Source organism: Streptomyces sp. AgN23, from assembly GCF_001598115.1.
In the GTDB taxonomy this organism is placed as follows: Bacteria; Actinomycetota; Actinomycetes; order Streptomycetales; family Streptomycetaceae; genus Streptomyces; species Streptomyces antimycoticus.
This window is the reverse complement of record NZ_CP007153.1, coordinates 5715164-5733499: the sequence shown is the minus strand read 5'-3', so window position 1 is coordinate 5733499 and position 18336 is coordinate 5715164. Positions and strand designations below refer to the sequence as shown.

18 protein-coding genes and 2 pseudogenes are annotated in these 18336 nt (G+C 64.5%); 7 read left to right on the top strand and 13 right to left on the bottom strand.

The genetic code is table 11. The annotated features are described in order from the left end of the window. Nucleotides 1–81 precede the first annotated feature (81 nt). Nucleotides 82–594: a hypothetical protein gene (locus AS97_RS24725; RefSeq protein ID WP_210565678.1), complete on the top strand. Its 513-nt coding sequence runs from the start codon at nt 82–84 to the stop codon at nt 592–594. On the opposite strand, the gene cutA is transcribed toward AS97_RS24725, so the two are convergent. Beyond that, nucleotides 545–898 (bottom strand): divalent cation tolerance protein CutA, encoded by a 354-nt coding sequence (gene cutA / locus AS97_RS49045; RefSeq protein ID WP_210565677.1) that lies wholly within the window; start codon nt 896–898, stop codon nt 545–547. The genes AS97_RS24725 and cutA overlap by 50 nt on opposite strands. Nucleotides 899–972: 74 nt before the next feature. Between cutA and AS97_RS24715 the strand changes: the two are divergent. Both AS97_RS24715 and AS97_RS24710 read left to right on the top strand, forming a co-directional pair. After that, nucleotides 973–1719: pseudogene (locus tag AS97_RS24715) on the top strand (aminotransferase class I/II-fold pyridoxal phosphate-dependent enzyme); the annotation flags it as partial. Between the two features lie 30 nt (nt 1720–1749). Next, nucleotides 1750–3186 carry a recombinase family protein gene (locus tag AS97_RS24710; RefSeq protein ID WP_210565676.1) on the top strand — a complete coding sequence of 479 codons (1437 nt, stop codon included), beginning with the start codon at nt 1750–1752 and terminating at the stop codon, nt 3184–3186. 163 nt (nt 3187–3349) lie between these two features. On the opposite strand, the pseudogene AS97_RS24705 reads toward AS97_RS24710, so the two are convergent. From AS97_RS24705 to AS97_RS24690, 4 genes and pseudogenes are all read right to left on the bottom strand, one after another. After that, nucleotides 3350–4743 (bottom strand): annotated as a pseudogene (locus AS97_RS24705) (replication initiator). Nucleotides 4744–5043: 300 nt separating this feature from the next. After that, nucleotides 5044–5241 carry a hypothetical protein gene (locus tag AS97_RS24700; protein ID WP_210565675.1) on the bottom strand — a complete coding sequence of 66 codons (198 nt, stop codon included), beginning with the start codon at nt 5239–5241 and terminating at the stop codon, nt 5044–5046. Next, the gene (locus AS97_RS24695) at nt 5238–6545 is read right to left on the bottom strand and encodes an FtsK/SpoIIIE domain-containing protein (RefSeq protein WP_210565674.1); all 1308 of its coding nucleotides are present in this window, start codon (nt 6543–6545) and stop codon (nt 5238–5240) included. Before AS97_RS24695 ends, AS97_RS24700 begins: the two co-directional genes overlap by 4 nt. Continuing rightward, nucleotides 6545–6901 carry a hypothetical protein gene (locus AS97_RS24690; protein WP_210565673.1) on the bottom strand — a complete coding sequence of 119 codons (357 nt, stop codon included), beginning with the start codon at nt 6899–6901 and terminating at the stop codon, nt 6545–6547. Before AS97_RS24690 ends, AS97_RS24695 begins: the two co-directional genes overlap by 1 nt. 168 nt (nt 6902–7069) lie before the next feature. Here AS97_RS24690 and AS97_RS24685 point away from each other — a divergent pair, with 168 nt between their 5' ends. Beyond that, entirely contained in the window at nt 7070–7840 is a 771-nt protein-coding gene (locus AS97_RS24685) for a GntR family transcriptional regulator (protein WP_210565672.1), read from the top strand. Nucleotides 7841–8211: 371 nt separating this feature from the next. Here the strand turns inward: AS97_RS24685 and AS97_RS24680 are convergent, their stop codons facing one another. From AS97_RS24680 to AS97_RS24670, 3 genes are read right to left on the bottom strand one after another with little or no spacing between them, the layout of a single operon-like run. Further along, nucleotides 8212–8913 carry an MAE_28990/MAE_18760 family HEPN-like nuclease gene (locus AS97_RS24680; RefSeq protein WP_210565671.1) on the bottom strand — a complete coding sequence of 234 codons (702 nt, stop codon included), beginning with the start codon at nt 8911–8913 and terminating at the stop codon, nt 8212–8214. Next, nucleotides 8910–10046 (bottom strand): DUF262 domain-containing protein, encoded by a 1137-nt coding sequence (locus AS97_RS24675; protein WP_210565670.1) that lies wholly within the window; start codon nt 10044–10046, stop codon nt 8910–8912. Before AS97_RS24675 ends, AS97_RS24680 begins: the two co-directional genes overlap by 4 nt. Before the next feature lies 1 nt (nt 10047). Then, on the bottom strand, nt 10048–11289 hold the full coding sequence (locus AS97_RS24670) for a DNA methyltransferase (RefSeq protein ID WP_210565669.1): 1242 nt from the start codon (nt 11287–11289) through the stop codon (nt 10048–10050). A gap of 379 nt (nt 11290–11668) precedes the next feature. Between AS97_RS24670 and AS97_RS24665 the strand changes: the two genes are divergently transcribed. Continuing rightward, a complete protein-coding gene (locus AS97_RS24665) occupies nt 11669–11983 on the top strand; it encodes a hypothetical protein (RefSeq protein ID WP_210565668.1) in 315 nt (104 codons plus the stop codon). A gap of 391 nt (nt 11984–12374) precedes the next feature. Here AS97_RS24665 and AS97_RS24660 read toward each other — a convergent pair whose 3' ends face one another. Continuing rightward, nucleotides 12375–13604 carry a hypothetical protein gene (locus AS97_RS24660; protein ID WP_210565667.1) on the bottom strand — a complete coding sequence of 410 codons (1230 nt, stop codon included), beginning with the start codon at nt 13602–13604 and terminating at the stop codon, nt 12375–12377. 1196 nt (nt 13605–14800) lie between these two features. Here AS97_RS24660 and AS97_RS24650 point away from each other — a divergent pair. Continuing rightward, the gene (locus AS97_RS24650) at nt 14801–15283 is read left to right on the top strand and encodes a hypothetical protein (protein WP_210565665.1); all 483 of its coding nucleotides are present in this window, start codon (nt 14801–14803) and stop codon (nt 15281–15283) included. On the opposite strand, the gene AS97_RS24645 is transcribed toward AS97_RS24650, so the two are convergent. After that, the gene (locus AS97_RS24645) at nt 15249–16031 is read right to left on the bottom strand and encodes an IS5 family transposase (protein ID WP_086706706.1); all 783 of its coding nucleotides are present in this window, start codon (nt 16029–16031) and stop codon (nt 15249–15251) included. The genes AS97_RS24650 and AS97_RS24645 overlap by 35 nt on opposite strands. A gap of 322 nt (nt 16032–16353) precedes the next feature. Here AS97_RS24645 and AS97_RS24640 point away from each other — a divergent pair, with 322 nt between their 5' ends. Continuing rightward, on the top strand, nt 16354–16818 hold the full coding sequence (locus tag AS97_RS24640) for a hypothetical protein (protein WP_210565664.1): 465 nt from the start codon (nt 16354–16356) through the stop codon (nt 16816–16818). A 198-nt stretch (nt 16819–17016) separates the two neighbouring features. Here the strand turns inward: AS97_RS24640 and AS97_RS47605 are convergent, their stop codons facing one another. From AS97_RS47605 to AS97_RS24625, 3 genes are all read right to left on the bottom strand, one after another. Continuing rightward, entirely contained in the window at nt 17017–17196 is a 180-nt protein-coding gene (locus tag AS97_RS47605) for a hypothetical protein (RefSeq protein ID WP_247204480.1), read from the bottom strand. Between the two features lie 570 nt (nt 17197–17766). Then, nucleotides 17767–18099, bottom strand: coding sequence for a hypothetical protein (locus AS97_RS24630; protein ID WP_086709742.1), 333 nt, complete (start codon nt 18097–18099; stop codon nt 17767–17769). Continuing rightward, nucleotides 18096–18245, bottom strand: a complete 150-nt coding sequence (locus AS97_RS24625; protein WP_161500479.1) for a hypothetical protein — start codon at nt 18243–18245, stop codon at nt 18096–18098. Before AS97_RS24625 ends, AS97_RS24630 begins: the two co-directional genes overlap by 4 nt. Nucleotides 18246–18336: the final 91 nt, after the last annotated feature.

The following is an 18336-nucleotide window of genomic DNA, read 5'->3' as shown; positions in this document are numbered from 1 at the left end:
GTGGCTCACCTCCGGCCGCCGGTCGCTGGGTGCGTCAGTTAGGTTCTTGGTCCGTCGAGGCGCGCGAATGGGGGAGAAGCCATGGCCCAGCTCTTGGGACCTCTGGAGCTGACGGGGGACAGGTGGGTGCTCGGGGACCCGATGCGGAAGGACGGCCTGTATGTCGTGCTCACCACCGAGGGTCTGGAGCACCGGCGGCACGGGGAGGCGGCACCCCAGCTCACTGTCCAGTGGTCCCGGTTCGTCGAGCTGAACGTGCGGGCCGCTTACCGGAAGTGGCAGGCCGCCCCCGGCCTCCCTTCTCGGCCCGGTGCCGACATGGGCCGCGACGGCTGCTCCCTGCGCGGCATCGTGCGCCATCCGTACGATCTGTGGAGTGTGCGGTACACGCATCACAAGCGCCGCTATACGGGCGGCCACATCATCATGCTGAAGGCCCTGTTCGGCCAGCTCACCCAGGCGAAAGCGCTGGACCGGCTCGGTGATCCCGAGTGGCTGAGTGCGGTGGTCGCTCAGCTTTCGGCCTACACCTCGTGGAACGCCATCAAGGGGAACAGGCTGGTGGAAGCGACCATCCAGAGCCTTGGCACTTGACCAGCCCACCCGCACCCGACCAGCCCGCCGGGGCACGGCCTGGCAACGCGCGCGCTCCTCGATCCGCCGACCGCGTGACCATGGGAAGGTGACTTCGAAGATCGGCGTAGCGGTCAGCCCGGGTCTTGAACAACAACTGCCGCTCTTCCCCCGTCCCGAACTCGCCCTGGTGCCAGAAGACCGAGACCACCGGCCCCACGATCCGCGCCCCGGCCGCGAGCCGAGCCGTCACCACCGACCCCGCGAGCTTCTCGGCTTCCTCGCGGCCCTTCGTCGCCGTCGCCACCTGAAGGAAATCAGTCATGGCGCGAGCGTAGCCCTGAGCCCGAAACCGTCAGTGCTCGCCAGAGTTGATGAAGGCCCGCGCTTCGGCGGAGTATGGGCGCCATGGGACGACCGCCGCTCAATCGCCGACTGGCCGCCTTCGGGACCACGATCTTCGCCGAGATGTCCGCTCTCGCCGTGCGCACCGGCGCGATCAATCTGGGCCAGGGCTTCCCGGACACCGACGGGCCCGAGGAGGTGCGCGAGGCCGCCGTCCGGGCGCTGCGGGACGGGCGGGGCAATCAGTACCCGCCCGGGCCGGGGGTGCCGGAGCTGCGTACCGCCGTCGCCGAGCACCAGCGGCGCTGGTACGGGCTGGGCTTCGATCCCGATACCGAGGTGCTGATCACCGCGGGCGCCACCGAGGCCATCGCGGCGTCGCTGCTGGCGCTGGTGGAGCCGGGGGACGAGGTGGTCGCGCTGGAGCCGTACTACGACTCGTACGCCGCCTGTATCGCCATGGCGGGCGGGGTCCGCGTCCCGGTCACCCTCCGCCCCGACGGGGACACCTTCCGGCTGGATCTGGACGAGCTGCGCGCCGCCGTCACCGATCGCACCCAGCTCATCCTGCTCAACACCCCGCACAACCCCACCGGCACCGTGCTCACCCACGATGAGCTGGCCGCGGTCGCCGAGCTTGCCGTCGAGCGCGATCTGCTGGTGGTCACCGACGAGGTCTACGAGCATCTCGTCTTCGGCACCGCGCACACCCCGCTCGTCTCCTTCCCGGGGATGCGCGAGCGGACCGTCACCATCAGCAGTAGTGGCAAGACGTTTTCGTTCACGGGCTGGAAGGTCGGGTGAGTCATTCCCTCTTCATGCACTCTTGCCATGGCGACGAAGACAGCGAAGCGGCAGCCCATCACCCCGGGTACCGAGGCAGCGATCTACTGCCGGATATCCCACACCGATGACGACGACCAGACAGGCGTAGACCGGCAGGAGCGCATCTGCCGAGAGATCGCCGAACGGCTCGGGCTCGTCGTCCCGCCGTCCCTGGTCTTCGTGGACAACAACCGGTCGGCCTGGCGACGGGACCGGAAGCGACCGGGGTGGGACGCCATGCTCAAGGAGATGGAAGAGGGCGAGATCCGTCATCTGATCGCCTACCACCCCGACCGGCTCATGCGGCAGCCGAGGGACCTCGAAGAGCTGCTGACGATCTCGGACAGCAACCACATCACCATGCACGGCGAGGCCAACCGGCGCGATCTGTCCGACCCGGACGACCGCTTCATTCTCCGCATCGAGGTGGCCCACGCCTGCCGTTCCTCGGACGACACCTCACGCCGGTTGAAGGACGCGATGGACGACCGGGCGAGGGCAGGCACCCCGCACACCGGCCGCCGCCGCTACGGCTACACCAAGAACGGCATGGAGATCATCGAGGAGGAGGCGGAGATCGTGCGCGAGATCTTCCGGCGTTACCTCGCCGGGGCGGCCCCTCGTGCCATCGCCCGCGAACTCAATGAGCGCGAGGTGAGGACCGCGCTCGGGAAGTCGTGGGGCCCCGACACCGTGCGAGCCCTGATCGACTCACGCCACGTCGCCGGTATCCGGATGTTCCGAGGCGAGGAACACGGCGTCGGTAACTGGCCCGCGATCATCGACCGGGGGCAGTGGGACGAGGCCCAGGAGCGACGGAAGTACCGCGCGGAGCGGTCAGCGGAGAAGAACAAGCGGAGTCGCTACTACCTGCTGCGCAGCGTCGTCATGTGCACCTGCGGCCGGACGATGGGCGGTAGCGGGGGCAACGTCTTCGAATACCGCTGCACGCGACGGGTGGCAGTGGACGGCACGGCATGCAAGCGCACGATCGCGGCCGAGCCCTTGGAGCGTTTCGCGCGGGCAGTGGCGATCGATGTCCTGTCGAAGCTCGACGTGAGCGGCCGTCCTCCCGCCACCACCACCCGACCGGCCGCCGATGTGGAGGCGGACGAGAGGGACGACCAGAAGCTCAAGGACCTCTACGAGATGTGGGACGCCGACGAGATGCCGACGCGGGAGTACCGGCAGAAGCGGCGTGAGATCGAAGCCCGGATCAAGGAACGGCAGAAGCAGACCATCGTCCGGCCCGTGGCCGTGTTGGACGGGATCGCCGGACCGCACGCCGAGGAGAACTGGACGCGACTGGAGAAGAACGAGGACTACGCGCGGATCAACGCCATCTTCCGCTTCCTGTTCGGGGGCATCGTCATCGGTCCGGCAACCGGGGTCGGCAACTTCGACACCGACCGGATCAGTATCAGGCCGAATCCGCTGGACTGAGGCCCCAGCGCCCTTCACGGGCCGAGGAGCTGTGCGAGACGTGCAGCGCTCCTCGGCCCGACTCGTGTCGGGAACTTGGCAGCCTCCCGACGCACGGCCGCCGACCACTTCTCATTAGCCTCGGACACTCGACGCTTGCGGGCTGTGCTTCGTGCGGCCTCGCTCATGCCGCACCGCCGCCCGTGCCCGTCACGGCCAGCTCTTCACAAGCGATCTCGCGATTCCGGGCGTGGTCTTCAGCGATCCCGGCAGCCAGGAGCGCGGCGCCGGGGGTGTGGCCGGAGCCGACGTAGCGCCAGTGGGCATCCGTGATCACGCCGCTGTCGGCAAGTTCGGTCCCGCCGGACTGGTGGTCGGCTCGTTCGGCGCGTAGTGCGGTGTAGGTGGTCGAGTAGGCACGGAATTTGGTGAGGATGTGGCCCCGGTAGCCGAGCGTGTGAGCCCATGCGCGTAGTCGGAGGGGTTCCAGTTCGGGGAGGCCGCCGAGGCGCCAGCAGGTGCGCATGAGGGTGCGCACGTGTGCCGACACGGGGGCCGTCGCGATGTCGTCGGGGCTGGTGATCTGGTGGTCAAGTCCGGCCCCGGTGTCGGTGGCCCCTTTGGTGACGTACTTGGCGACGTACGCGGCTACCGCGTCATCGGCCAGGCCCTCACCGCCGCCGAAGGCACGCAGCGGCCGGGCGTCGAGTTCGGCGCCCCAACGCAATTCGTGTTCTCCCAGAGCTGCGCTGTAGACGGTGCGCAGCCGTACGGCCGCAGCGGCGGTGCGCGGACCACGGCCGTGAGCACATCGGCCGTTGCCCAGACCGGGGGCGGATCGTCGGGCCCGTGCGCACCGTCGAGGCGCACCACGGCATGGACGTGGATGGCTGCTCGATTTTGGTGCTCGGCGACTTTGGCGTAGGAGATGCGCAGGCTGTGCCGCAGGCCGGTGCGGGTGCGGCCGACGCGGGCAGCAAGGTGGTTGTAGAGGTTGTCCGTGAACGCCTTCCACAGCCGCCCCGCGTGCGCGTGCCACAGGACATGTGCCGGGTAGTCGTAGCAGTCGGGACACAGCGGCTGGCCGATGAGCCGGTCATCCGCGTCATGGACGGCCGGGCAGCCGAGGCGACGCCCGTGTTCGCACTCTCCGCCATCGCGACGCGGTCGGCAGCGCTGCCCGTCAGCAGCGGCACGGTGAACGGGGCCGAAGCTCGGAGCCGTGAGCGTGAGGAACAGCCGGGGCCGCTCGCGCACGTCCGCCGGTACGGTCTTGCCGCCGACGAGTCCAGCCCGGACGAGGTGGAAGGTGTCGCCCGCATGCAGGCGAGAGCAGGGGGCGCAGACGGTTTGGCGACGGTTGCGGCAGCGGATCAGGAGCCGTTCGCCGGGCTCGTTGCGGGTGTCGTAGTGGTGCCGTACCTCGCCCGTTGCCGTGTCGCGGGTGGTGGTGGAGCCGGTGAGGTGGATCGGGTGAGCGCAGCCGCCGGTAGCGGTGATCTGCTCCACCCAGCGGTCGAAGCGGGGGTCTTGGACGAGGCGGATCAGGTCTTGGTCAACTTCGGAGAGCTGACGCAGGCGCGCCGCACGGTCGAGGTGGGCGCGCCTGTCAGCCGAGGTGGTCTCGGCGGTGATGGTGGGGACCTCCCAGGGTGGGCCGCCGCAGCGGCACGGATGGATGCGGATGGGTGGGTGTCGTCCATGGCGATCACTCCCTGCCTCGCGGGCCGGTTGGGTGGGTTAGCGGATGGTGCCGGTGCCCCGGCAGCAGCGGCAGCGCCGCCGGTGTCCGGTGCGGGTCCTGCGGTAGCGCTCCCCCTTGCAGACGGGGCAGCGGACACGACGCATGGTCATCTGGTGGGGCCTCCCGGGGGTGGTCTAGCTGGTGTGGGTGAAGCCGGACAGGAGCCAGTTCACGAGCCCGTTGGTGCTGTCGATGACGGGGGTCTGGCCCAGGTACATGCCGAACAGGCCGATCAACAGCGCTTCCCACCACCGCACCGCGCGGGAGCGCAGGAGCAGGACCGTGGCGAGCCCGAACAGCAGCGCCAGGGAGAGGACCAGGGATTGACTCATGCGCCCTCACCTGCGTCCAGCTCTTCCAGAGCACGGGCAACCCCAGCCAGGCGGAAGGCCAGCCCCGCGTTCTCAGCCGCCGTGACTTGGGCTTCGGCAGGGGTGGTCAGGTGGGACCGCCCGCGCATCCAGCCGCCCGTATCACCCGTGGTCACGGCGACGCCCTGTTCGGCCTCCCCGATGGACTGCGCCACCGCCACGGCATCCTTGTTCAAATCGCCCAGGGTCATCTCAGCGGTGCCCGGATCGTTGACCCGGTGGCAGACACGCCCGCTCAACTGGGCCCGCAGCGCCGTCACCCCCGGCCCGAGATCGGAGCCGACCCGTTGCCCGGCTACGGCCAGATGCATCCCGAGTGCCGCCCCGAGTTGGGCCAGCCGCAGGAGGTAGGTCGAGCACTGCTCAGCCTCCGCCCGCTGGTCTTTGCTCCCGTTGGTCAGGTAGAGCTCGGCTATCTCGTCCACGACCACCACCACGGGCACGGGGCGTTCCTTCTCGGGCAGCTCCCATATGGAGCGCGCCCCGGCCGCACGGCAGGTGCGCATCCGGTTTTGCATGTCCACCACCAGCGCGCCGAGCACAGCGACCGCTTCGCTGCGGCAAGTGGCCAGCGCCGAGAACCGCTGCTCGAACAGACCCAGTTCCATGCCGCCCTTGCAGTCGATGCCGACCAGGGCGACAGGCTGCGGGGCAAGCTCGGTGATCAGCCGGGCGATCAGCGTGGACTTCCCCGACCTGGTTGCACCGACGATCAGCCAGTGCGGCACCCGGCGGAAGTCCATCACCCACGCCCCACCGGTCTCCAGCGCGCCGACCACCGCCGACAGCAGCGACGCCGACACCTCACCCGTGGGCCGGTCGGGGTGTTCCAGCGGGTCACGGACGGTCGCCGTGATCAGTACGACGCCGCGTTCGGGGGAGACGATCCGCACCGCGTGCACCCGCCAGGCATGCACTAACGCCTCAGCCGCCCCCAGGAACAGGGCCGGGGTCTGGCCCGCGTGCAGCCGCACCCGCACCGACAGCCCGTTCGGTGTGGGCCGGGGGAACGAGCAGCGTGGGACTTTCAGATGTAGCGGCTGGCCTTTGACGACCAGGCCGCCCAGCAGACGCCGGTTGGGCTTGTGCAAGACCGTGAGGTCGTTGAGCTGTGCCACCTTGCGCCAGGTGACCATCACGCGCAGCGCGGTGCGGGGGTAACCGGTGAGGTACCAGTGCCAGTCCGGCCAGCGCTGTTCCAGGTAGGTGCCGATCACTACCATCCAGGCCAGCAGCAGTGCGGCAGCGAGCATGAGCTGATCCATCACGCCGCACCGCCCTTGCTCGCCGTTGCTGACGAAGTCGAGGCCGGTACGGGGGTGATGGCAGCAGCCCGGAAGCTGATGCCGTGGCGGTCGCCCATGGCCCAGGCGAATGCCTCCAGGCCCGTCACCCGGACCTCCGAGCCCTCCACGACGCCTTTGGGTTCTCCGGGGACGGCGATTTCGATCACCGAGACGCGCCGTCCATCCTGCCGCACGGTCACGGCGACGGTGTAGACGGTGTTGCCGTCCCGGTCCTTCTTGACCTCCTTGCTTTCGAAGTCCGCGATCTTCGGTTCGGGCCCGACCGCGCACCGCAGTACGCCGAGTCGGGTGGTGTCCACAGGGATGGACTGCATGGGTTGTGGGCCTCCTTGGCCGTCGAGACGCAAGACATCACCTGACGTCACTCGTGCTTACGAGTTGCAACTATGCACGCCTTGACGCCGAGAGGCAAGCACTTATGCTTACGAGTGACATCAGTTCACGTCAGGACCGCTGACGACAGGTGATGAGGAGAGCCCGGCATGGGAGAGATCCAACGGCCCGGAGCGCTGTACCAGCAGGTTGCCGCCGAGATCCGCAGCGGCATCGCTACAGGCGAGTACAAGCCCGGCGCCCCGCTCCCCTCAGAAACCCAACTCATCGAGCGCTACAAGGTCAGCCGGCCAACGGTCCGCAAGGCCATCGCCGCGCTCCGTGCGGAAGGGCTCATCGAGGTCATTCACGGCAAGGGCAGCTACGTCCGCGCCCGGCCCGCTCCCGCTGTCACCATCGAGCGCAGCATCACCCGCACCGGCAAGACTTTCCGCACAGGTCACCACGCCTGGGAGCAGGCGGAAGAACCGACCGTCTACCGGACCACGACCACGGCGATCACAGCCCCGCTGCTCGGAGTCGAGGAGGGGGAAGCCCTCTTCGGAGTCGACCGGCTGCTCACCGACCCCGCAACCGGCACCCGCGCCCTCCACCGCGTGCTCATCCCGTTCGCCACCGCCGACGAGGCCAAGGAGCTGGCCGAGGCTCCAGACACCGAACCGGAACAGATTTACGCGGTCCTCACCGCCGCCGGGAACAAGCTCACCTGGCACGAGACCGTCAGCGCCCGCATGCCCCTGCCCGACGAACGCAGCGCACTGGAGACCCCCGACGCGACCCCGATCCTCCACACCACCCGCGTCACCCACGGCACCGATGAACGGCCGCTGATCCTCGAAGAACTCCGCACCAGCGCCGACCGCGCGCAACTCGCCTACCGCATCACCGCCGACAGCCCCTGCCAACTCCGCACTGTCTGAGCTCCGACCGGCAAACTGTCGAAACCTGTCTTCACTTACTCAAGGCGGCTCGCTCCGCTCACCGCGCGCGGCCCGGCCCCCGGCCGGGCCTGCGCTCCTGTCTCCGCCCCGCTCCAGCCCGGCCGGCGCCCGTGCCGCGCTCGGCGATCAGCCACCTGACCTCAGAGAAGGGGTACATCGTGGCTGGGGCGGTCGGCTCCACGGCTTTACGGAGCCACTTTGGCGCGAGCCTCTAAGATCATGGCCCCAACGTCGTGCTTTACCGGGCAGGTCCACAGACTGCCCGACGCGCCGGAAGCTTACGGGGCCATGATCACTCGCGCCAAAGCAGCGCCACCCCAAAGCCGCTCCACCGACCTCGATTTGGGCGCCTAAACGGTATCCTTCGCCGCGCTATCGAATTGCACGAGGAACCACTTCTCACTCACTGCCCTAGTTAGCACTCGAGCCAGCTCGTTCATGAATTCCTCACACTTCTTGAGGTGTGCAGAGAAAAGCCCTCCGGGGATCTTTTCCTTGCGCCCTCCGTGAGCAATGTCATTCCGTACATTCTTCACGAAATCAATCGCCGAGTACTGGTCGCGCCTCACCTTGTCCACAGATATCCCCAAGGCAACGAGACACTTCTTTAGAACGTCTGACCCTAGATTCATCTCCATCGACACAGCAACCTCTGCGGCGATAGAAATAGGCCCTTCACTCAATTCTTGAAGACGCTGCACGAAGGCAACCTGGTGGCGGGCACGCGTGGTCATCTTCCCTTCGTCCCCGCTCGCAGGTGCACCACGACGCAACGTGTCGAACTCTCCAGCGAGGGCAGCTGCCAAGAGTTCTGGCCTTAAGGACTTAGCCGGCAAGCCTTGACTATTGATTGCGTCGATATATAGGGAAAGCGCAGTCCTCGTGAACCCCTCCAAGTGAGCATACTGCATCACCAGAATCGCACGAAGGGAATAGACGGAGGCCTTCTCTGGCTCTTCACCCTGCAGAAGCAAGTTACGAAGGTGACGTATTTCGTCTAGCCGCCAAAGGATATCGGCCTCTAGCTGCGCCCGCATGTCGGATACGTTCATGACAGCGCTCGTGTAAAACTGTCACGAAAGAAGCCGATGCGGGTTTGAAGGGAGATGCGATCGTTCTTACCTCCCCCGATAGCTTTGGTGAATCCGGGGTTGGTCTTGCCGTCCTTAACCACCTCGGCAAGTTTCTGCATTGTCTCTTCGTCTTCGAGATTAATCCTGTTCAGCGCATCCTGCATCCCCAGCACAATTCCCTCGAAGTGATGCACGGAGAATTGCCAGCGCGGCTCGCCGTTCCGGCCGACCGTTCCGAGCACCCGCGGGCCCCACCCGAGAAGCTCACCAATCTTCGTGACTACACGGAAAGTCTTCTCAAAGACCTGCTTCTCATGCTCATAGTCGAACTGTGTGACCCCGGAAGGGTCGGATACGTCTTCCATGTACTCGGTCATGAAATCGGCAATGTCATGCTTGTACTGAGCGCCAGCGTTTTTGAAGGCGAAGTACCTCAGAATGAGTTCCTGATCGAACCTCTCATTGCTCGCCTTATCGGTGAGCGTCTCAACACACGCTCGGAAGTCCTCATTTTCAGAAAGGTCGATGATGAACTGATTGAATTCATTTGATAGCAGTCGGATTGTGGCGTTCCTGACCTCTTGATTGGAAAGCGCCAAACCGCCAGTATTCAGCCGCTTGAACATGTAGTAGCGGAGCCGAGGATCACTCTCCTTGCGAAGGATCTCTGCCCGGATGTAACTACGCTTTAGCTTGATCTCCAGAGCTTTCGGGAGAGACGCGTATGTGCAGCCGTTGAGCTCCGGGACGATGTCACAGTCAGACAATACGAGAGGTGGCACCAGATCGCCATTGACCGTGAGTTCGCCGCGGAAGTGAAGATAGGAGGAGATGCGCTGCAGGCCGTCGATCAACTCATATACGCGGTCTTCTCTCTCAATGAGAAAGATCGGGGGAACAGGAAGTTCGAGGAGCAACGACTCCACGAAACGTGACTGCGCACCCTCCGACCACCGGAACATACGCTGAAAATCGGGATCGATGACCAGTTCCTCCGAGGCGTACATATCCGCCAGCTCGTTGAAGGAGAAATCGTTGGTCTTCGTTCGGACAGCGGTGATCTTCTGGTCTACTGCTTCGATTAGCTCTTCCGCGCTAAGGTGGCTAGGCACCCTATTGCCCCCTAGTAAAAGTAAGTACAGACTCAGCCACATCGCCCTTCTTGTAAGTCCGAGCGGACTTGTTGAGCGAGGTTAGTGTTCGACGCACCGGAAAGCGTTCCGGCTCGTTCCTTAGCGCCCATCCGCGCATCGTTGCCTCGTCAATGCAGATGTCAGCCAGCGGAACGTGCACATCCTTGTAAAAGGAGTCCTGCACTACGAGATGCACTGTCGCCGACGTCCGGCACACTCGCGTAATCTCATCAAGACCTGAGACCAGATCGGCCAGGTATTGCTGAGCTTGCCTCAGGTAGTATCCCGATGATGCCTTACTGTCGTGCTTTCGAATAAGCGACAGTAGATTTGATCCGACTTTTCCGAATGTGGCGGGAACCTTCACTTGTTGCCGAATTAGCGTAGTTCCCATGAGTCCTGCACGTAGCGAACGATCGCTTGAGATATCAACACCGAGCAAGGCCAACTCTCGCGAGTAGGCAACAGCGTAATCGATTCGGGTCAGATATGGCGGGGAGGTTGCGACAATGTCGACTGAGTCCGACGCGATCGGCATAGCCCTAGAGTCCGCAGTCATTACGCATGCTCGATTAGGCAATGATTGCGCACCTACACGTGAGGAGACAAAGGTAACATGCCGCTCAATAATCGCGTCCAGCTCTTCGTCGCCGATCAACACGGCTTGTGAGCCTTCTTTGGCGCGCTTTACCCACGTGGGATTACTTCCCTCGAATCGCTTGGTCGCCTCACGAATTGCGCGGAAGAGTGAGACAGTCAACAGATCCTGAGTGGGGCCGCCGACATCTACTCCCATCTTGAACCACTGCCGGATTCTGCGGACGGTAGGTTCCGCAAGCCAGGCGGCTAGCGGATCATCATCCACACTTACGTCTGTACCTGCAATAGGACGCTTGATCTCCTCGACTTGCGAGTAGTCCTGTGCTCGCAACTTAGCGATTACGTTCGCGACAGGATTAAGATCAAGCCCAATGGCGTTCAAACCAAGACTTTGCGCTGCAAGAGTCGTAGTGCCGCTGCCGTTCCAGGGATCTAGGACAGTCGCACCACTTAGTAGATCTGTTTCGTGCCGCGCCAACTGATGGCATGCCCACTCGAAAGAAAAGCCAGCATAGTACGGAAAAATATCTGCAAGTCCCGCAGTTTCTACTGCCGGTCGTTTCGGCGACAGAGCTCCTGCTTTGCGCACTCCCGGCAATACATCACCCAAGGGCAGCGCCAAGACCTCCTGGACGGGCAAGGCTCCTGGACTGTCCTGCGGGGTATCCACTGTCCCTCTTTCACGCTTCTCGGCAGCGGGCGTCGGGTCAGTCTAAGGGACCATGGCTCCCTGAACCGAGGCATCCTACCAGCGCACGGCGGTGCCTACTCCTCGACCGCGGACCGTGGCTGCCTGCTGCAGTCAGCACCAAGGCCGATGAGACCACATTTAGGGCGTTCGCCCAGTTCAATCGCAGCTTCTCAAGCTGAGGGCGCAGCATCGCCCTTCAGACCCTGCTCTTCCGACTCGTCTCCACAGCCGAGAACATGAGGACCATGGCAATCGAGGAGACCAGACAGGCTGCGAAGAACTTAGCCGACAGAGCACACGAGGTCGGCGCGTGTCTGGGCGTGAGCCCTGGCGTGAGGTCCTGCAGTGGGTCAGCCGCGGACGACTCGGCCGGCGGAAGGGCTGGCCGGATGTTCCCGAACTGGGGATCCCGTGGCAGGACACCGTGTCTGCCAACCGGATCGGCTGGCGCCAGCGCGCGGCCAACCTGCACGGTGAGTTCGTGTTCGCTGTCGACTACCAGACCTGCCGCCGTTGCCGTCTGGCATGGGTCGAGGAGCCTCACACTCTGCCCGACTATCAGCGCTGCGGCTTGGCTTCGGGGGGTCTCGCCGCCTTGCGCAACGATCACCCAGGTCTGTCGTGACACACGCTCGGCGGCCACTTCACCGAGTCCCAAGGTTTCTGGGCCGCCGTCGGAGTCGGGGTACCCGGCGGTACGAGCAGCGTGCACTCTGCTCGCATGTTCGTTCTGGCGGGTGACAATCGAGACCGCGTGATCAGCACCGATGACGGCCAAGCCAAGCAAGTGCTGTACAGCAGCGGAGTACAGCAACCACCATGGCCGCAGTCAACCGACAACGACCGTCGGCGGCCGCCTGACCAGCTCACCAGACCTCAATGCCCCTCCGGCCAGTAGTTTCGGGACGATGGGGCCCGTGCCGCATCCATGCCCGATAGATGGGAACCTAGCTCAGGCGCACCCGCCGTCGTGGGTGACTTTCGACGACTCGGTTCGACTATGCGAGAATAGGCCTCTAATTCAACTTTTCCCTAATGTCTTCTACGTCTAGAGGCGATTCTCCCCACAGCTGAAGTTCATTGTCAATCCGTCCAATCCTACCCCTGATTAGGACCGGAATATTTTGGCGATGCGCTTCCACGGCCAGCCCATACGCAAACTCATGCAGCGCCACCGAGATGTCAACCAGCCTTTCGCCAAACGGGACGGAGACTGTAGCGATTCCCCCTCCTGAGGCGTTGCCAACATGACGTGACAGGGATCTAACGAACCCCTCAAGCTCCACAAATTGCGATTCATCAAATGGCGATTCGATGGGGCTTAGCTCTAGGCGCTCTTGCTCGGTGTGTGCCATTCTAGAAGCGGCCGTGCGAGGCGCTTGTGACAGGTTCTTCCAAGTCCTTGCCAGCAGGGAGAGCTGCTCTAGGCCTGGTCGATCCAGAGTGATTGGCGTGCTGCGACTTGGACGCTCATCTACCGCCCCAGACCAGGTGAAGGAGAATTCAATACCCCGCAAACCGGGAAGTTCCCCGATCTTTTCAAGGTGCTTAAGTACGGATGGGTTCAATGATTGTTCGCTGCTATACGAATTAAGAGGCATGCCACGACGTAGTTGATTAACTGCCTCAGCAGTGGCCACCAAGTCCCTTGCAAGCGTCATGGCCACTCGATGCGCGAAGGGGTATTCCGGCGAAGCATTTGCCTTGACCGGCGAAATATCCCTACTACCCCATCGAGAGACTACGGTGAAAATGAAACTGCCAGCCCTAGTATGCCCAAAACGTGCGTTTTCGTTCATGTAGCGCACTACTCGGCCGGACTTACGTCCACCACCGGAACTAGTCGGGTTGACCGTCCGAATGGCTGCGCTCTCGACGATACCCCGCAGCGCACCGACGATCACATCAGCCTCCGACAGGGCAATAGTTTCTCCCCGGATCTCGTGATCAAGACGCAACGCAATGACATCTGCACGAGTTGTGGTAATTCGCTCCAATAGCTCACGAGGTGGCCATTCATAGATTCGGCCTAGTGCAATGAGAGTTTCACCAAATCGCTGTTCAAAGTCAACGTATTCCGTTGCCAGTGGAAGCATTACGCGGAACTGGCGATGCGCCCAAATTTCCTGCACATCTTCCACTCTGGAAACACGATCCCACCCTTGGGATTTCAAAAACTCAGCGACGGCGGGAGGACTCAGCAACGAGACGAGGGCGTGATACTCGGCACGCGAATGTGTGTTCACCAGTCACCTCCGTCTCCGACTGACTTCATGATGCCCTGCAACTGGCTGACGTCCAACACGTCCATAGTGCGCAGAGGAACCGTTCCAGACTTTTGCGCACTAGGCAGAGGCGGCCACTTCTTAGGGTTCGACCACAGGAGTACACCGGGCGAGTACAAACCGTCTTCTGTCTGGACAGCCCACGCTGCGGGGTCATCGGTGCCTGGCAGGACTAGTGCAACGAAAAGTGCGGCACTGTATCGCTTCGGGTTGCTGAGCTTCCTGTATGACTCTCCGTCAAGTGAGAAGGAGAGTGACCCGTCAGTTCTGCGCCGGGCGACATGAGGACTTGTCGTACACTTCATCTGGGTTTCCAGCGACGGCGCATAATACTGCTCATACTCCGCGGATGACGCGATTACTACGTCAATGGCGTCGTAGTCAGCACGCGGGTCGCGAAGATGGAAGCCGGCTGCCGACACCACAAGTTCCAGGCGGGCAAGGCTTACGCGTTCCTTAACCGCGTTCAGCGGCAGTGCCCGTAGAGGAGCCTCTTCATGCATTCGGCTTCTACTCACCCAGCGCATCCAGCCATATACAGTAAGTACTTGGCCTGTCTCGAAAGAAGCTCTGTCAGTCCAGGAAGCCGACGTACGTCCCGTTGGGCAGGCGCGTGATGAGTCGATCCCCCAAGAGCACCACATGTTACCCGGTCGACGGGCACCCGCGTTTGCCCAGCCCCCGTCGATCCGAGGACTCAGCCTGGGCTGCGGACGAATCGCTGGTCACGTCCGGAGGCGTGACCACCCGTCAGCAGGATCATGCCCATCCTGCTGACGGTGCCTTGCGTCTTCGGGACCAAGCGCCGACGGGCCAAAGATCTGGTGGTGTCGATCGGCCCGACCTTGGGGGCGCCTGCCCAGGACCCTACGGTGCCGCCGGAGCCGAGGGCCGTCTCAGTTTCCGTCTCATTCAGCCCCGTTCACGTCCGTTCAAGCCAGGCCCGCACCCGCTCCCAGCACCGAGAGCCAACCGCTCATGAACGCAGGTGAACGGCCCTGCACACAACACAACACCCCACCAACACAGTTGGAAAGCGTGTGGCTTAGAAGCCGTTGTCTTTCCGGGCGTGACCACTGTGTTTCCGCTGGTCAGGCATAGTCCGGCACTCGTGTGGCAGTGATGGCATGTCGTTGTCTCCTCGGTGGAGGTGTCGGGTGCCGTCGGTGATGGGGTTGCTGGAGGAGCGCGAGCGTGCCGCCCGGCAGCGGGTGGAGGCTCTTCAGGCCGAATTGCAGGAAGCAGAGGCCGCGTTGGAGCGGTTCGTGATCGCCCGTGAGACGGTCGGGCAAGTCCTGGCGGAACCGGGCGGCTGCGGGGACGCACCGGTGATCGTGCCCGATCAGCGACCGCGGCCGGTGATGGGTGCGGTGCCCGGCTCGGTGGTGCCGGTGCGGTGGGAAGGGCTCGACGCCGGCGTGCTGGCGCCGGACTATCGGCGGATCATGGCCATCGTGGCTGACCGGGGTGGGGAGGCGATGGACTGTCGGCAGCTCGCTGCGGCACTGGGTCTGGCTGTAGTCCCGGCGAAGGTCGAGGGGGTGCGGTCGAAGGTCAAGCGCCTGGCTGCGCGGGGCTGGCTGGTCGAGACGGTGCCGGGCAGGTTCAGTGACGCTGCCGGGCCAGGCGGCGGCTCATGACCATGCTCATCGACCACCAGATCATCGCCTCCGCGCTGTCGGTGCGGCCTTCGTAGTCGCGTGCCAGGCGGCGGGAGCGCATGAGCCACGCGAACGTGCGCTCCACCAGCCACCTCTTGGGCAGCACGGTGAACCCCGAGGCACCGTCACCGCGTTTGACCACTGTCAGCGCGATCTGCCAGACGCTGCGGGCGACGTCGACCAACGGCCCGGTGTAACCGCCGTCGGCCCATACCCGTCTCACGCGCCAATGCCTGTGCCGCAGCCGGGCCAGCAGGCTGTGGCCCGCGTTCCGGTCGGTGACCGACGCTGCTGTGACCATCACGGTCAGCAGCAGCCCAAGGGTGTCGACCACGACGTGCCGCTTGCGTCCGTTGACTTTCTTGCCGCCGTCGAAGCCCCGGGTGGCGGCCGGCACCGACGCGGCCGCTTTCACCGACTGCGCGTCGATGGCCGCGGCCGTCGGCTCCGCGTCCCGTCCCTCGGCCTCGCGGACCCGGTCACGCAGCCGGTCGTGCAGTTCGCGGGCCCAGCCCTTGTCCCGCCAGCGCCGCCAAAAGGCGTAGACGCGGTCCCACGCGGGGAAATCGCTCGGCATCGCCCGCCACGTGATGCCGCCGGCCACCAGGTAACGGACCGCGTCGATCATCTGCCGGTGGCAGTAACCCTCCGGCTGACCGCCCCTGCCCTCCAGCCATCCCGGCACCGGCAACAAGCCCCGCACCTCGGCCCACTCGGCGTCCGTCATGTCCGACGGATACCGAGGTCGTCTGTCCGAACGATCCCCCGCATTGCCGTACGCATGCGCGAGGCAATCACACGACCGGGCAACCGGGTTGGACGACGAGGACAACGGAACGCAAGACTGCGGCACAGGGCCTCCTGACGCTCGAAGGACTTCAGCAATCCCGAGCTGGGCAGGAGGCCCTGCTTTCATGCCTGCTTGGGCTGGAGATCACCCAACCGAGTCGCTGCACTCGAACCAGTGATCACCGCTCTCGATAGAGCAACGGCTTCTTAGGGAGTTGCTCCCACGACGCACGATCGGCATTGCGTGATCAGCTTGGGCCGTGGAGACCATCTTCGCCAGCGCCATAGCCGTCCTGGGAACGCTGCTGGGCTCGGCGATCACCCTGGCGTTCCAGCAGCGCACCACCAACAGAAGCCATCAGTTCACCCGTTGCGAGACGCTCCGACAGGAGCGGCTCGATGCCTACTCCGTCTATGCCGGCGCGTTGATCAACTACCGTCGCTGCCTCGTTCACCTCTGGTTCTGTGAGCACGAACATCCCCCGCCCGAGAGCCCGGACACCGTGCGCATCCGCGCCTACGACTTGCGCTCCAATGCCCAAGAAGCCCTCTTCCGTATGCAGATGCTCACGGACGACGAAACGCTGAGCCAGGCCGCGGAGGACGTGCTTGCAGACATCACGGGACTGGCCAAGGCTGGCAGCAGGGCTGAACTCGACGATCTCAGAGTGCGGACCCGTGACGACATCAGCCGACTTGTCAGCGCAGGCAAGAGCCACCTCTGAGAGGCTTGCAACGTAGAGTCCCCAGGCTGGCCCTGCGGCACCGCTGACCGCACCACAGCCGCACGAGATCGAGCGGGGTACCTCGGGATCAGGTAGAAGCAGCCCGTTCAAAGAGGCCACAGTCCAGCGGCGCGTCCAGGTCAGCACCACCCCAACCGGCCCCGTAATGCCAAGCACTTTCCCAAACTCAGGTCCGTCTCAACCGGCCCTACCCAACCGCGCCGCCGTCACCCGCGCCAGCATCGCCACCTCACGCGCCGAGGCCGCCGACAGCTCCAGCCGCACGACCCCGGAGCCGTCCGCGCCCGAAGCGGCATGCAGCCGCACCCCTGCGGTCTCCACACCGACGAGCCGCAGCGCGTCGCCTAGATCAGCCACAGCCTCTCTCGCGTCCCGCCAGCCGCTCAAGTAGTCCTCTCCGCGTACCCATATCCCCGCCTCCAGGTCTGCCGCCTCACCGTCGAACCCGTCGTCCCCAGGGCCGCACATCTCGTCAAGTCCCCTTCTCTGCAAGCCACCTGACAATTACCTAACGGTTGGCGTCGAGCGGGAGCACGACGACAACCCCGGTACCATCGGCACCGGGGTTCGTGATCGATCCCCAGCCGGACCACCCCAGGAGCTGACCAGGCACGGGGGTGGTCCGGTGTTGTTTCTTCAGTTGTTGCGCGTGATTCCGTCCGAACGGACCTCAGTACCGTTGTCGGCCACCCGGGTAACGAACCGGCTTTCGGCACTCCGGCGCGTCCTCAAGAGCAGGCTCACCGCCGAGCGCGTAACACAAGGCGGCGTGCAACTGCTCCGCTTCCATCACCGTCAGCACCAGCGAAGCCAGGGACGCGCGACCGGGGCGGAGAACGCGAAGCGGCAGCTCAAACAGACCGTCCTTCCCCGGGCGCAGACCACGTCCCGGTGCGGGACCGACCTGCCAGCCATCTGACGCCCGACTCATTCGGCCCCCTCGTTCGTTTGAGTCGGTCCGTCGCTCTCGCACTCGTCGGACACGGGCAGACGCCCGCCGCGACTCTCCGCGATCCGGAGCGCGTCTTGCAGCGCTTCGATCAGGCGGTTCGAGAGGTAGCGGAGCTCTCGCGCGTCCGCCTTCCGGTCGCGGAGCAACAGGCGGGCGTGACCGATCAGTTCAGCGCCCATCTGGAGCTGAACCGCCTCCATCTCGTCAGCCAGCCGCGACAGGTACCCCTCACCGTCCGCGTCCGACACCAGGTAGCACGGCTTACCAGCAGGGCCGGGCCATGGCAGCAGTCGTGGTTGCGCACTCACCTGACCACCACCATCCCGTGCGGAGCGCACAGCAGCTCCACCCGAGGCAGGCTCTCCCTGCGCTGCTCCTGGCGTCGCGCATGCGCGGCGACATACGGCCGAACAAGGCCGACGTCCTCACCACGCAGCAGTGGACGATCCGGCACCCGATGTACCTGGTGCACGCGCGGAAGTCGAAGCGTCGGCGCGTCTGCACAGGTCACCGAAGCGCTTGTCTCACCAGCGCGATGACGACCG

Bases quoted from the DNA above. Each gene is read 5' to 3' on its own strand.
- AS97_RS24725 (WP_210565678.1), top strand. From the start codon at position 82: ATGGCCCAGCTCTTGGGACCTCTGGAGCTGACGGGGGACAGGTGGGTG.
- cutA (WP_210565677.1), bottom strand. From the start codon at position 898: ATGACTGATTTCCTTCAGGTGGCGACGGCGACGAAGGGCCGCGAGGAA.
- AS97_RS24710 (WP_210565676.1), top strand. From the start codon at position 1,750: ATGGCGACGAAGACAGCGAAGCGGCAGCCCATCACCCCGGGTACCGAG.
- AS97_RS24700 (WP_210565675.1), bottom strand. From the start codon at position 5,241: ATGAGTCAATCCCTGGTCCTCTCCCTGGCGCTGCTGTTCGGGCTCGCC.
- AS97_RS24695 (WP_210565674.1), bottom strand. From the start codon at position 6,545: ATGGATCAGCTCATGCTCGCTGCCGCACTGCTGCTGGCCTGGATGGTA.
- AS97_RS24690 (WP_210565673.1), bottom strand. From the start codon at position 6,901: ATGCAGTCCATCCCTGTGGACACCACCCGACTCGGCGTACTGCGGTGC.
- AS97_RS24685 (WP_210565672.1), top strand. From the start codon at position 7,070: ATGGGAGAGATCCAACGGCCCGGAGCGCTGTACCAGCAGGTTGCCGCC.
- AS97_RS24680 (WP_210565671.1), bottom strand. From the start codon at position 8,913: ATGAACGTATCCGACATGCGGGCGCAGCTAGAGGCCGATATCCTTTGG.
- AS97_RS24645 (WP_086706706.1), bottom strand. From the start codon at position 16,031: ATGACGGACGCCGAGTGGGCCGAGGTGCGGGGCTTGTTGCCGGTGCCG.